The 15,120-nt window shown below is 42.1% G+C and carries 5 protein-coding genes and 1 pseudogene; 4 read left to right on the top strand and 2 right to left on the bottom strand.

The window, feature by feature from the left end:
• The 3 genes and pseudogenes from PX482_RS25815 to PX482_RS25805 all read left to right on the top strand — a co-directional run.
• Window positions 1-420: pseudogene (locus PX482_RS25815) on the top strand (hypothetical protein); the annotation flags it as partial.
• A 412-nt stretch (window positions 421-832) separates the two neighbouring features.
• Window positions 833-1,435 (top strand): Uma2 family endonuclease, encoded by a 603-nt coding sequence (locus tag PX482_RS25810; RefSeq protein WP_002758659.1) that lies wholly within the window; start codon window positions 833-835, stop codon window positions 1,433-1,435.
• A 517-nt stretch (window positions 1,436-1,952) separates the two neighbouring features.
• A complete protein-coding gene (locus PX482_RS25805; protein WP_079206161.1) occupies window positions 1,953-3,389 on the top strand; it encodes an NADP-dependent isocitrate dehydrogenase in 1,437 nt (478 codons plus the stop codon).
• Between the two features lie 315 nt (window positions 3,390-3,704).
• Here the strand turns inward: PX482_RS25805 and PX482_RS25800 are convergent, their stop codons facing one another.
• Both PX482_RS25800 and PX482_RS25795 read right to left on the bottom strand, forming a co-directional pair.
• Window positions 3,705-10,691 (bottom strand): Calx-beta domain-containing protein, encoded by a 6,987-nt coding sequence (locus tag PX482_RS25800; protein ID WP_288094867.1) that lies wholly within the window; start codon window positions 10,689-10,691, stop codon window positions 3,705-3,707.
• Window positions 10,692-11,214: 523 nt separating this feature from the next.
• Window positions 11,215-13,935: a valine--tRNA ligase gene (locus PX482_RS25795; protein WP_002758654.1), complete on the bottom strand. Its 2,721-nt coding sequence runs from the start codon at window positions 13,933-13,935 to the stop codon at window positions 11,215-11,217.
• 346 nt (window positions 13,936-14,281) lie between these two features.
• On the opposite strand from PX482_RS25795, the gene PX482_RS25790 reads away from it, so the two are divergent.
• The gene (locus tag PX482_RS25790) at window positions 14,282-14,872 is read left to right on the top strand and encodes a Uma2 family endonuclease (protein WP_002758653.1); all 591 of its coding nucleotides are present in this window, start codon (window positions 14,282-14,284) and stop codon (window positions 14,870-14,872) included.
• Window positions 14,873-15,120: the final 248 nt, after the last annotated feature.

Here is a 15,120-nt window from a genome sequence, read left to right as displayed (position 1 = left end):
GAATTAGTGCAATTGCCTGAAGGTAATCCTTTCCAAGAGAATTTACTGGAAATTCTGGCCAACTGGCGCAAGAGTTTGGAATTAAGAGATAATTTAAGTGCCGAAGAACAGGAGGACATTATGAACCTATCACCAGCTTATCTAAAACAACGAGAAGAGTGGAAACAAGAAGGGATACAAGAAGGGATACAAGAAGGGATACAAGAAGGGATACAAGAAGGGATACAACGAGGTAGTTTAGAAGAACGGTATTCCCTGATAACCAGTCTTCTGGAAGGACGCTTTGGCAGCCTAGATGCAGAATTATCTAGTCTGGTGGGACAGATTGCCCAACTTCCTATCTCGGAACGCACCGGTTTACTTCTTTCTCTGGCTAATTTATCTCGCTCAGAACTGTTAGAAAGATTCAGGGAAAATTAAACTTTCAATACCCCTAAGCTAGGAAAAACTATCCCCAAGCATTAATAGAAAACGGGTTTCTCGGAGAAACCCGTTTTCTGTGCGTTACTCAACGGATTTAGTATGACAACTGATAAAAACCCCTCCAATTAATGAAGGGGAATTGTCGGATTTTATTGATGGTATTAGGAGACTTTTGCGGTTTCTTTTTCTGAAAAGACGGACGACAAAACAGCACACACTCCCCAAACAAACTGTATTTTAAGCTACATTTTTATAAATATTTACATTCCGCTCCGTCAGGCTTCTTTAGCAAGGTTAAGAGCGATCGCCTTCTATCTTTTAGTAGTCAATAATGCCGTTGACAAGAGCTAAGTTAAGATTGAAGGGCATTCAGTTGTTAATTCGTGTAATTCTTGAGTAGGGCGAAAATATGACGACACTACTTGTACAAGCGACCTCGGCTCCTTTGATGATTGATCTTCCTTGGATTATGCCGATGACGGAGGAGCAATTTTATGAATTTTGTTTAGCCAATCGAGATTTACGCATTGAACGCAGTGCTAGTGGAGAAGTGATCGTTATGCCCCCTGCTTTTTCAGATACGGGTAATCGCAATCTTAATATAGCTGTGCAACTGGGGAGTTGGTCAGAACTAGATGGGACGGGGCTTGGGTTTGATTCTAGTGCGGGTTTTACGCTGCCCAATGGTGCGACTCGTTCACCCGATGCTGCTTGGATTAAATTAGAACGCTGGAATGCTTTAACAGAAAAACAAAAAGCCTCTTTTGCCCCCATCTGTCCCGATTTTGTCATTGAATTACGTTCTGCTAGTGATACAGTATCCAGTTTGCAGAAAAAGATGGAGGAATATATTGCCAATGGTACTTTATTGGGTTGGTTAATAGATCGCCAAAATCGCCAAGTCTATATTTATCGTCCCCATCGAGAACCGGAGATTTTAAATGCTCCTGAAACCATTAGTGGTGATCCAGAATTGCCGGGGTTTGTATTAGTAATGGCTAAGATTTGGTAAATGCGATCGCTGATGAAAGGTTCCGTCAATATAGAACAACTAAGCACGATTAACGCTGTTCTATATTGTTGCTCACGGGAATCCTCAACACTGATAGAACAGCGATAACTAGGGTTTGCTGAATAAATCTAAAAACCTTGTTGGGTAAGACTTTTAGACTTTTTGTCAATCAAAAAGTCCTGGAATGGGAGTGATCAGGGGGAAAATTCCTGGACTTTTTCCCTGAAAATTAGGTAGTTGACCACCTGAAAATCGATAAAACCCCACACCCCACACCCCACACCCTGCCCCCAGGAAAAGCTTTTTCAGCAAACCCTAAGTATCTACACATTTGACCGTCGGGCGGGCGGCTCTAGGCTTAACCCTACTCTCTGTCTCGGTTTCAGGCTTTTCCTCTAGGTTGTTTTGACGGAGATGCCAGCAAAGGAATCTTTAAGAAATTACCCAAAATCCCTGAGTATAGATATTGACGGCGCTAGACTCCCAACGTATAGATAAATACTGTTTCTGGAAGCCCATGACTGTGAGCTACGAAAAAATCACCCCACCGACAACAGGCTCGACAATTACTTTTTCTGACGGAAAACCTCTAGTTCCCGACGATCCGATCATTCCCTTCATTCGTGGTGACGGTACGGGGGTCGATATCTGGCCTGCAACCGAAAAAGTTATCGATGCAGCGATCGCCACAGCCTACGCTGGTCAAAGGAAAATCCATTGGTTTAAAGTCTATGCTGGCGATGAAGCTTGCGAAATCTACGGGACCTATCAATATCTACCCCAAGATACATTGACAGCGATTAAAGAATATGGTATTGCCATCAAGGGTCCCTTGACCACTCCGATCGGTGGCGGCATTCGTTCCCTGAATGTGGCTTTGCGGCAAATTTTTGACCTCTATGCCTGTGTTCGTCCCTGTCGTTACTATGCGGGAACCCCTTCCCCCCATAAAACCCCGGAAAAACTCGATGTCATCGTCTATCGGGAAAATACCGAGGATATCTATCTCGGCATCGAATGGAAACAAGGCACGGAAATCGCCGATAAACTGATTAATTATCTCAACACGGAACTAATTCCCGCCACTCCCGAACACGGGAAAAAACAAATTCCCCTCGATGCGGGTATCGGGATCAAACCGATTAGTAAGACGGGTTCCCAAAGATTAGTCCGCCGGGCGATCGAACGAGCGCTGACTTTACCGAAACCGAAAAATCAGGTTACTCTCGTCCATAAGGGTAACATTATGAAATATACCGAAGGGGCGTTTCGGGATTGGGGTTACGAATTAGCTAAAAGTGAATTCCGGGATGTGTGCGTTACCGAGATGGAATCATGGATCCTGAGCAATAAGGAGAAAAACCCTGATCTGAGCATCGAAGATAACGCCCGCATGGTGGAACCGGGTTATGATGCCCTCACGGACGAGAAAAAAGCCAAAATCTGCCAAGAAGTGACCAGTGTTCTCGATGCTATCTGGGAAACCCACGGCCATGGCCAGTGGAAAGATAAAATTATGGTTAACGATCGCATTGCCGATAGTATCTTCCAACAGATCCAAACCCGTCCCGATGAATACTCGATCCTCGCTACCATGAACCTGAATGGCGATTATCTCTCCGATGCGGCAGCGGCGATCGTCGGTGGTTTAGGGATGGGACCCGGGGCGAATATTGGCGATAGTTGCGCTATTTTTGAGGCAACCCACGGTACAGCCCCTAAACACGCCGGTTTAGACCGAATTAACCCCGGTTCGGTGATTCTTTCTGGGGTGATGATGTTGGAATACATGGGATGGCAAGAAGCGGCCGATTTGATTAAAAAAGGCATCGCAGCAGCGATCGCTAATCGACAAGTTACCTACGATTTAGCTCGTCTGATGGAACCTCCCGTTAATCCTCCCCTGAAATGTTCCGAATTTGCCGATGCGATTATCTCCCATTTTGGGGATTAATTTTCCGGTTAGGGTAGCCTGAAAACTGCCCTATTTTTCGGAAAATACCGTAACTACCGAGGTCTTGACAAAATAGGAAAAAACCAGAACTTCCCCCTTGAGAACTTGAGTTAAAACTTGTAGGATGTTTTGAGTGAGCAGCAAAACGGAATAAAACGGGTTTGGTCGTAATATTTCCTTTGTCTGTTTGTGGCTTTTTTAGGCAAGAGGAGGTAAGGATTGATGATACTCAACCCCTCTGTTTACGAATGATACAGGGGTATAAGATAATTCATAGTTAAAATCAGCAATACCAGAACCCTTTACTTTTTATTATCAAACTCCAACGATAAAATCACCGGCAGTTAAAGCTAATTGTGGGGAGAGGGTAGCCAACTGAATCGCCATAGCTGTAGTGGCACTACCATCGGCATCGAAGAATAAAGCTCCATTGGTGGAATTATAGATAAAACGATGGTCAGCAGTCGTTGCTGTGGTGGCTCCGGCGCCGATGCGGAATTGACTAGAATCGATAGCTGTTCCCACCGTCAATCCACCCCCAAATTGAGACGCAGAAACCACAAGGGTATCATCGATTACTTTGAAATCGGTAATTGAGTCAATGCCGGTACCCGGTGCATTCAAGACAAATTGTTCGAGTCCTGAACCTCCTGTGAGAACATCATTACCATTGCCCCCAACTAGAGTATCATTGCCACTACCGCCTAGCAGGGTATCGTTTCCGTCTAGTCCGGTAAGGGTGTTAGCGGCGTTATTTCCTGTTAGTAGGTTATTGCTGTTATTGCCTGTCCCATCAATAGCTACAGTTCCCGTTAAAGTCAGATTTTCAAAATTAGCGGTGAGAGTATAGGAAGCAAATCCAACTTTGACCGTATCAGTTCCTGCGTTAGCATTTTCTGTGATTGTATCCCCTGCATCAATGGTATAAGCGTCATCACCAGCGCCTCCTTCGAGGGTGTCATTACCGGCTTTTCCATCAAGAGAGTCATTCCCTTCTAACCCAAGAAGAAGATTATTGCCACTATTGCCGTTAAGACTGTTGTTTAGGGTGTTCCCAGTACCGTTAATAGCAGCATTGCCACTGAGGTTGAGGTTTTCTAGGTTGTCTCCCAAAGTATAGGTAAAACTAGCTGTGACAGTATCAGTTCCTTCGTTAAGATTTTCTATCAGGGTATCTCCCCCATCAATGGTGTAGTTATCATTGCCGCTGCCACCCACGAGAGTATCATTACCTAGTCCCCCATTGAGGTTATCGTTACCTGCTAATCCTTCCAGTCGGTTATTGCCGTTATTTCCCGTCAGGCCATTGTTACTGTTATTACCGGTGCCGTCAATATTTCCTGTAGCGAGTAAGGTTAAATTTTCTAGGTTATTAGCGAGAATGTAGCTGAAACCCGCTTTTACGGCATCGGTTCCTTCGTTGGCATTTTCAACAATCGTATCACCGGCATCGATGGTATAAGTATCATTGCCAGCACCACCAACGAGAGTATCGTTACCTGCTTTACCATCGAGATTATCGTTACCTGCTAATCCTTGCAGTAGGTTATTACCGTCATTACCAATTAGGGTGTTATTGAAACCATTTCCCGTGGCATTGAGGTTATCTGTTCCTAACAGGGTGATATTTTCTAGATTGGTTGCTGTTAAGTCGAAATTAATCGAAGTTTGAACGGTATCGGTTCCCTCGTTGGCATTCTCGACAATGACATCGTTAAGGTCATCGATGATATAGGTATCGTTGCCTGCATTTCCAATCAAGCTATCAACACCCGCACCGCCATTGAGGGTATCATTGCCGGCATTACCGATAATTGTGTCGTTACCTGCTAGTCCGCCGAGGCTATCATTGCCACTACCGCCGATGAGTTCGTTGTTGTTGGGATCTCCGTCATCATTGCTAATTGTGCCTGTCACGGTTGCGGTTGTGCCAATCGTATAACTTGTGCCACTGGTGAGGGTAATGCCAATGGTTTCATGGGGTTCAACGATATTATCGGCGGTGGGATTGAGGGTCAGGGTAGCGGTGGATGAGCCGGCTAGAAATGTAATCGAACCTGCTGTTGCACTAAAACTATTCCCCCCGCTACGGGTGTAGTCATTGCTGAAAGTAGCCGTTCCACTGACGTTGAAGTTAACGGTTAAAGAATTAGTTTTGTCTCCAGTGCGAGTGAAGGTATAGATAAGGTTCGGTGAACCGTTTTCATTGACATTACTGGGATTAACCGCTAGACTGACTTGCGGCAATTCTATAGCGGCAGCAATGAAGACAAAAGCCTCCGAGTTCAGTTCTAAACCAGTAAGATTGGCGAAAATAGCGATAAGTTCATCTGGTTCACCCACCGGCTGGTCTAGGTAGAGATGGGTATCGTTATTGACGGTTTCTAGACGATAATAACTCTTGTCGCCGTGCAGTTGTACGATATCTTCGATCGAGCTAAAGTCTTGAATTAGGGCGTAGTCTGTGGCACCATTACTGCTATGATTGCGATCATCGTAGCTCCACCAACTTTCATCACCTAGTATAAAGCGATCGCTGCCTGTTCCTCCCGTCATTGTATCAATTTCATTAAGACCCGGGGTGAGGCTATGGCTATCAACTCCTAAAAGAGTATCATTACCTGCTTGTCCATCGAGGCTATCACTGCCGGTTGTTCCTGCCAAAAAATCTTGATTACTGCCGGTGATTAAGGTTAATCTATCAATGCGATCGTAGGTTACTTGGTTATCAGTGGTGTTGATACTCCCTGAACCATTGCTGTAGGTTGAGGAGACTGGAGTTGTTAGGCTAGAATAGTCTACGATCAGATGGTCGATGCCTTCCCCCCCATCTACCGTATCTATTCCTAAACCAGTGTAGATGACATCGTTGCCTGTACCACCTAAAAGGTTATCATTACCGCCGCGTCCTTCTAGAGTATCATTACCGCCTTGTCCATTGAGGGAATCATTACCATCGTCACCGATGAGGTAGTCGTTACCACCACTTCCGGGTACAATTACGCTTTCTATGCCGGTGATAGTTGCGGGGAAAATGATATTTCCAGAATAACCCGGTGCTATGTCAATGCGATCGTTACCGCCACCGCCGTCAATGATACCAGTATAGGGGCCATAGAAGATAAAGATATCATCCCCATCGCCACCAATAACTGTACCTGTACTACTCAGGTTAATAACACCTAGGTTAAAGCTATCATCTCCCACACCACCATTGAGGGTGTCATCTCCTGCCCCACCATAGAGGGTATCATTACCTGCGCCACCATCGAGACTATCATCGCCGTCACCACCAATGAGGTAATCTGCACCACCGTTGCCAAAGATGGTATCGTTGCCAGAGGTTCCGTAAATAGTATCATTGCCACTGCCACCCTGAACGTTCATTGCTTCGATGTTGGTGTAGGTGACGCTGTTATTAGTAGTGGTGATTGTGCCACTTGTACCCGTATTGGTAGAGGTAATATTGCTGGTTAGGGTAGAGTAATCGAGGAGTAGTAAGTCACTTCCATCGTTACCATTTACGGTGTCGATTCCCAAACCGGGGTTAAGGGTATCATTCCCGATTCCACCCAAGAGATTATCGTTTGCTGCTAGTCCAAAAATCTGGTCATTTCCGCCTAATCCGTCAATGGTATCATTTCCTGGTGTTCCGTAAAGGGTGTCATCTCCTTCGGTGGGGTTGCTGGAAACGTCATTATCAATAATAGTGATTGTGGCTGTACTTGTTCCTAAAACTGCGCCACTGATAGGATTAGACAGATTAAGGGTAAGGGTTTCATTACCTTCATAATTAGAGTCATTATTAATGGGAATGGTGATAGTTTTTTGACTTTCTCCTGCATTAAAAGTTAATGTTCCATTGACAGCAGTATAGTCTTCTCCTGCTTTGGCTGTTCCGTCATTGGTGCTATAATCAACGGTAAAGGTTTGATGACTAATTCCTGTTAATCTGACTGTTACAGTTGCTTGATTTTGGGATTCATTAATGGTTGTGTCAGCGATAGAAATGGTAGATGTTCCATTGAGAACTTCGATAATTCCTTTTAATTGAGGAGGAAAATGAGAAGGCGGATTATTTGGCAAATCATACCATTTTTCGCTAGGACCAGGATCGTAAGGATCGTTAATAATCCCATAGTCCTCATTTCCTACATTATTTGGTTCTGTAACAGACCAATTAACATAAGTAACAGGTTCACCATTAATCCATTTCCAATCTCCTTCTTGTACTGCATCAGTAAATCCTATCCAAAATGATTCATTACTACCAAAAGCATTGACTAAAAACTGATTTTCTGCTGCATCATTAATGGTAACTAAATTCCCTCCCATTGCTTGCGCCTGTACCTGTGCATCTGTCCAAGTTGTCGCCGTAGTTAGATAATAAGTAATCGGAGTATCAACAATAGTTAAAGTAGCAGTTTTTTGTGTTCCTAATGTTGCGCCATTAGTAGGATTACCGAGGGTTAAATTTACGGTTTCGTTACCTTCATAAGCAGTATCTTTGACAATGGGTATAGTGATAGTTTTCTCGGTTTCACCGTCAGCAAATGTTACTGTAATCGATGTATTATTGTAGTCTAATGGTGAGGTTGCCGTACCATTACTAGGAGTCAAGGTAACGCTGACTTGTCCCTGAGTATTAATGCTACGAGTTAAAGTAATTTCGGTGATAGGTGTTCCGTCTTCTTTGACAGAATAATTAGCTTGACTGAAAGCAATTACACTAGAATCAGCATTTGACAAGGGAACATCAACTACAGCATATAAGCCTTGCGTACCAAAGGACTGAACAATCTCAGCATTCGGATTGGTTCCCAGGTTGATGATCGAGTTGCCGTTACCATTGCCTAAAACAGAGACTCCATTAAAAATTGGGTGAGAACTTGTAATGGTTATATTTCCATAAATCTGATTGTAGATTGGTACAAAGCCTAATCCGAAGTGATTCAAAAATGTATTCCATCCAGCCGCCTCTATAGTTGCTGTTGAGCTACGACCTCCAGCAAGATACACTCCTCCACCAGATTCAACAAAATCGATAAGATCAGCATTATCTAAGAAGATGCTCGGAAAAGATTGAGATACAAAAATACCATCATAGTCATTGAAGGGAGTTGAATAATCAGTAGTAACTGTAATTGAATATCCAGCATTTACAAGGGCGGACTCTACTCCTGAAGAAAAGTCATGATTTTGATCAACAAAATGTTCAAACAAAAGCAGATCTTTATCTGAGTCTCCCTCAGTCAAAAAGTTTGCAACATTTACGGCAAATATTGCTTGACTTTGAGTGGCTAAACTTGTACTTAGAGTATTTACGTCATTAGCAACCACAATTCTGATCAGTTGAGAATTAAAATCATTATCTTTAATCGTTAATACTGCCGTGCTTTGTTCCCCAATAATTGCGCCATTGGTCGGATTACTTAAATTTAAATTAACCGTCTCATCCCCTTCAATATCAAAATCATCAATTAGCGGAATCGTGACAATTTTTTGCGTTTCTCCACTGGCAAAATTAACAGTAACTGCACTCTGACTATAATCTTGAGATAGCGTTGCAGTCCCCCCACTTAAATTAAGTGTCGCGCTAACTTCGCCACTAAATCCCCCCGTCCGAATAACGGTTACTTGAACACTGGCTGTACCATTTTCTCGGATACTGTATTCAGGTTGACTCAAGGATAGAACACTACTACCAAAAAATCCTTCTGTCCAAGTCGCGCCGTAAATTGTGCCGTTATTATCATTTCCAGCTAAATCAGTAACAGTATTTCCCGTTCCCTCATTAAACTGCCAATAACCGATTAATCCGCTTTCAGTTCCCGTTAACTGATGATTCATATCTGCTTGAATTTCAGCTTGAGTTCGGGTTTTATTCCAGATACGAACCTCATCAATTTGACCTTGAAAAAAGTCAACAGGTGCGTCAATTGAATAACCAATTAGTATTTTATCTTGCCAAGTAAAATCAGATTGCGCTTTAGTTCCACTGGCAACCAATTGACCATCTATATATAATTTTTCTCCTCCAATAGAAGTGCCAAAAGTATGCGCTACATGATGCCAATTTCCATCAGCTAAATTTATGCCTGTACTACCAATTACTTCATTAGACCAAAGACGAGTATAAAGATTACCTTGATAAAGATAAATTGCTCGGTCATATCCCCCGTCTGCTGACATTATTGAAAATAATCCCACATTCGGGTTAGTGGTTTTAAACCAGAGTTCATGAGTAACTTCTGTTTCAGGTTCATTCAAATTTACTTGAACATAATCATTAACCCCATCAAAAGACAACGCCGCATCTTCAACAATCATCACACTTGCTGTGCCTTGACTGCCAATACTTGCGCCATTTGTAGCATTAGTCAAAGTTAAATTAATTGTTTCTCCTGCATCATTAACCGTGTCAGTTGTAACAGGAATTGATACTGTTTTAGCCGTCTCTCCATTAGCAAAATTAACCACAATGGGAGTATTATCATAATCAGCAGCAGAAACCCCAAGACCATCACTTAAATCAACCGTAACGCTCGCTTCTCCACCTAATCCATCAATCCGATTAATGGTAACTTCTTTAATTCCTATTCCCCCTTCTTTTACAGTAAAATTCGGCTGGCTAAACACAAACGTCCCCGGAGTAAATACCCCAGAAGTAAAAGCTGCTCCACCTAAAATAGTCCCATTATTATCATTTACAGCTAAATCAGTGACAGTATTTCCTGCATTTTCATTAAACTGCCAATATCCCACTAAACCTGTTTCAGTTCCCGTTAACGGATGGGTCATATCTGCTTGAATTTCAGCTTGAGTTCGCGCCTTATTCCAGATACGAACCTCATCCATTTTTCCTGCAAAGGGAGTATAAGCACTAATTTCTTTCCCTATTTTTACGGGTTCAGTATTTTGTAGAGGAATAGCATTTGTATTGATACTCGCATCTAATTGTCCATTGAGATAAAACTTTAAACTAGACCCATCATAGGTCATAGCAATATGATTCCATTGATTTAATATTAAAGAACTTTGACTATTACTATAAATATTATATCCATTCGTTGCGGCAAAAGAAAAATGAACTGTCATCGCATTAGGAGTAATAAACATTCCATAATTTCTTGGCCACCCATCACTCTCTTCTTTGGTAACAAGCGGTTGCCAATCACCTTTAATTTGACCAGGATTTACCCAAGTTTCAATCGTAAAATTCGTCAAACTTAAATTTGAACTATGGGGAATACTTACATAGTCATCAGTCCCATCAAATAATAGAGAATAATCAGTACTCATAATCTACCCCTTCTCTTAGCTGTGATTCCAAGCAAAACCGAGCGGAGATTAGTCGGAAACTAACCTACAAAAATCACCCACACTTTTACCAGATAATTGTGACTAGAACTGTTATAAAAATGTCGAGCTTGACTACATATACCCAGTCAACGAATCGCAAATTAACTTTTTAGCTGTCCTAACACTATTATAGAAATCCTAGGGACAAAAGTTCAGTATAAATACTCAATCGCAACAAAAAGAAATAAACAATATTTTGATTGTTTATTTCAGTAGTCGTGCAAAATTAATTTCCTAGTCGAGACAGGAGACAGATGAACGTAGGTCGGGTTGAAGCATGAAACCCAACGCCCGATTATGTTACGCTACCGCTAACCCATCCTACAAATAATTGTGCCTCCCCACTTATATCAGGGATCAAGAAAAGCCGTCGTTCTACGACGGGGTTTTAAACCCAAATTTTCGATAATCTCGATCGCAGTAGCTTTGCTCTAGGCTACTGGACTTGGTTAGTACAAAATAACTATTGCAGGCGTTTTAAGCGTTCTTGGAGAATTTGGGCTTGTTTTTCGGCCTCCGCTAAAGCTTGCTTCGTTTTTTGGATTAAAGCTTCTGGAGCTTTTTCAACAAAGCTAGGTTTATTCAGGCGATCGCTCAAACTCTTGATTTCCCCTTCTACTTTAGCTAAATTTTTCGCTAATTTCCCGGCCAATACCGATATATCAACCAATCCGGACAGGGGAATGAGGATTTCTACCGTAGCGACAACACCAGCGATCGCTTGATTGACTTCCTCGGTTAATTTGGCCGTCAAAATTAAGTTTTCGATCTTGGCCAGGTCTTTTAAGTACACTTGTCCGCGTTGCAAAATAGCTAATTCTTGGCTGTTTTCTGTCTGTAAAATTGCCGTGATCGTTGCCCCCGGTTTAATCCCTGCTTCGGCCCGCAAATTACGCAACACCCGAATACTTTCAATTAATAACTCAAAAGTATTTTCTAAATCTAGATCGATCAGAGAACTATCAGCTATTGGATAGGTTTCTAAGGCCAAAACCTGCTGATTTTCTTGGGTTAAATGATGCCAAATTTCCTCGGTAATATGGGGCATCAAGGGATGTAATAATTTTAATGTCCCTGCCAAGATAAAAGCCAAAGTTTGCCTAGCTGTAGCACAGGAAACCGATTCTTTATCCTTCCATAAACGAGTTTTCACTAACTCGATATACCAATCACAGAAATCGCGCCAGATAAATTCGTATAGACCTTTTGCCGCTTCCCCCATGCCATAATTTTCTAGATAATCTCTAGTTTTTTGTACTGTTTGATGATAACGAGATAAAATCCAGCGATCAGCTAATTCTAAATTTTCTAAAACTGGTTCTCCCAATTCTTCTGGGGTTTTTCCCTCCAGATTCATCATGACAAAACGGGAAGCATTCCAAATTTTATTGGCAAAATTTCGGGCCGCTTCTACGGATTCCGATTCATCGGTTTTACGGTTGTATTGCAGACTGATATCCTGTCCTGCTCCTGCCACTTCTCGAATTAAGGTATATCGTAAAGCATCGGTTCCATATTTATCAATTAAAATTAGGGGATCGATGCCGTTATTGGCAGATTTAGACATCTTTTTGCCGTTTTCATCCCTAACTAAACCGTGAATATACACATCTTTAAAAGGCATTTGTCCCGTAAAATAGCCCGCCATCATCGTCATTCTTGCCACCCAGAAAAAGATAATATCAAAACCGGTGACGAGGGTTGTCGTGGGATAATAGGTATCTAGATCAAGGGTTTTTTCTGGCCATCCCATAGTCGAAAATGGCCACAATCCCGAGGAAAACCAAGTATCTAAAACATCGGGGTCTTGTTGAATAATTATATCCTCTCCATACTCTTGTTTGGCCTTGGCTAAAGCGGAGGTTTCATCCTGGGCAACGACGAAGGGAGTATGGTTAGTAATTTCGTTGTTAGTTTCACTGATAATATACCAAGCGGGAATTTGATGACCCCACCACAGTTGTCGAGAAATACACCAATCTTTTAGTTTAACTAACCAATCGCGATAAACTTTTGTCCATCTTTCTGGCACAAAACGGGGCGAGTTTTCCTGATCTAAACAGGTTAAAGCTTTTGTGGCTAAAGGTTCGATTTTAACGAACCATTGGGTAGATAAAAGGGGTTCCACGGGAACTTTACCTCGATCGCTATAGGGGACGCTATGGCGATAGGCTTCAATTTTAACTAAAAAGCCATCTTCATCGAGTTTTTTAACGACATTTTTGCGGGCAACAAAACGATCTTGACCTGCGAATATTCCGGCATTTTCGTTTAAACTGCCGTCTAAATTCATGATATTAATAAAGGCTAAATTATGGCGTTTACCCATCTCAAAATCCTTGGGATCGTGGGCCGGCGTAACTTTGACGCAACCGGTACCGAACTCGGGATCCACCAATTCATCGGCAATAATGGGGATTTCTCGCCCCATTATCGGTAAAGTGACGGTTTTGCCGATTAAATGGCGATAACGGCGGTCTTGCGGGTTGACAGCTACACCAGTATCACCGAGCATGGTTTCGGGCCTTGTGGTGGCTACTTGAAGATAACCGCTACCATCGCTAAGAGGATAGCGAAAATACCAGAGATTTCCCTCAATGTCCTTGTTTTCCACCTCTAAATCGGAAACGGCCGACCGGGATTCGGGACACCAGTTAACTAAGTATTGACCGCGATAGATTAATCCGTCCTCATAGAGTTTGATAAAAGCAGTACGGACAGCATGGGAAAGTCCCTCATCCATGGTGAAACGTTCCCGCGTCCAATCGACGGATACCCCCAAGCGTCGCAGTTGATTAACAATGGTACTACCGGACTCCTCTTTCCATTGCCAAGCGCGTTCGAGGAATTTTTCCCTTCCTAGTTGATAACGGTCGGTTTTTTCGGCTTTTAATTGGCGATCGAGTATAGCTTGTACTGCAATACTAGCGTGATCTGTCCCGGGCAGCCAGAGGGTATTTTTGCCGGTCATGCGCTTGTAGCGAACAAGTGTATCAATCAAGGAACTCTCGAAAGCGTGACCCATGTGGAGACTACCGGTAACATTGGGAGGGGGGATGACTATACAGTAGGTTTCGCCGCCTTTTTCGGGGTTTGCTGTAAATATCTCTTGATTTTCCCAATATTGCTGCCATTTCGTTTCTGTGATCTTGGGATCGTATTGCTTCGATAGTTCCGAGGTCATGATGGGGGGATTCTACAATTCTTAGTTCTTTGTCAATTGTCCCACATTTGGGAGAGATCAAATTCTGGTTTAGTTGCTGGCTAAAAATTTTCAAGAGTCTTATTAAGATAGCTGTTATCTTTTGCTGGGGTAAATATAGCTAATTTCTGGTAACTTTTTTGTATCTCACCAGTATAATAATTGCTATAATCAATTGAGAGAGCTAATCAATAAGTGGGTAGGTATTAAAAACTTTCAGATGCCCCCCTATTAAGGGTAGGGTTGATTCATGAATCAACCCTACTTAATAAGGGGGGATCGAACCTAAAATAAATTTTTAATTTAATTATAACCAGCTACTTAAATTATGACCATAGCAACAGATAAAAGTACCTATAGCTTTGCCGAATATTTACAACTAGAGGAAACGGCAGCCTATAAAAATGAGTATCAAGACGGGGAAATCGTACCGATGACAGGAGGCACTACCGATCATAATAAAATTGCTCTCAATTTTGCCGCTTATTTAAAATTTGCCCTCAAAGAACAGAAATATAATATTTTTATCGGTGATGTGAAATTATGGATAGCGCAATATCGTCAAGCAACCTATCCCGATGTGATGCTAATTGAGGGTGAACCGATTTATTATGAAACTGGCAAGACAACTGTTACCAATCCCAGATTAATAGTAGAAGTCCTCTCAAAATCAACTCAAAATTATGACCAGGGCGATAAATTTCTTTATTATCGTTCGCTGCCAGAATTGCAAGAATATATTCTCATTAGTCAAAGTCGTCCATATATCATGCAGTATAACAAAACTGAGGAAAATAAATGGTTATTAACGGAATACGAGGGTGAAAATGCCAGTTTATCTTTAACTTCTGTCAATTTTGCTCTCAGTTTTCAGGAAATTTACGAAGGAGTTACTTTTAATATAAGTAGCTGGTTATAATTAAATTTAAAATGGATTTTAGGTTCGATCCCCCCTTAGTCCTAGGGTTGATTCATAGTAGGGTTGATTCATAGTAGGGTTGATTCATGAATCAACCCTACCTTAATAAGGGTGGTGTCTGATAATTTTTAACGCCTACCTACTTAGGGATTGCTGAATAAATCTAAAAACCTTGTTGGATAAGACTTTTGGACTTTTTTCCCCTCAAAAAGTACCAGATATGGGAGTGATCAGGGGGAAATTCAGGG

The sequence above is a fragment of the Microcystis sp. M53602_WE12 genome (assembly GCF_030065455.1).
GTDB classification, from domain to species: domain Bacteria; phylum Cyanobacteriota; class Cyanobacteriia; order Cyanobacteriales; family Microcystaceae; genus Microcystis; species Microcystis aeruginosa.
Note: the sequence above shows the minus strand (reverse complement) of the source record. Positions and strands in the feature narration are given on the sequence as shown.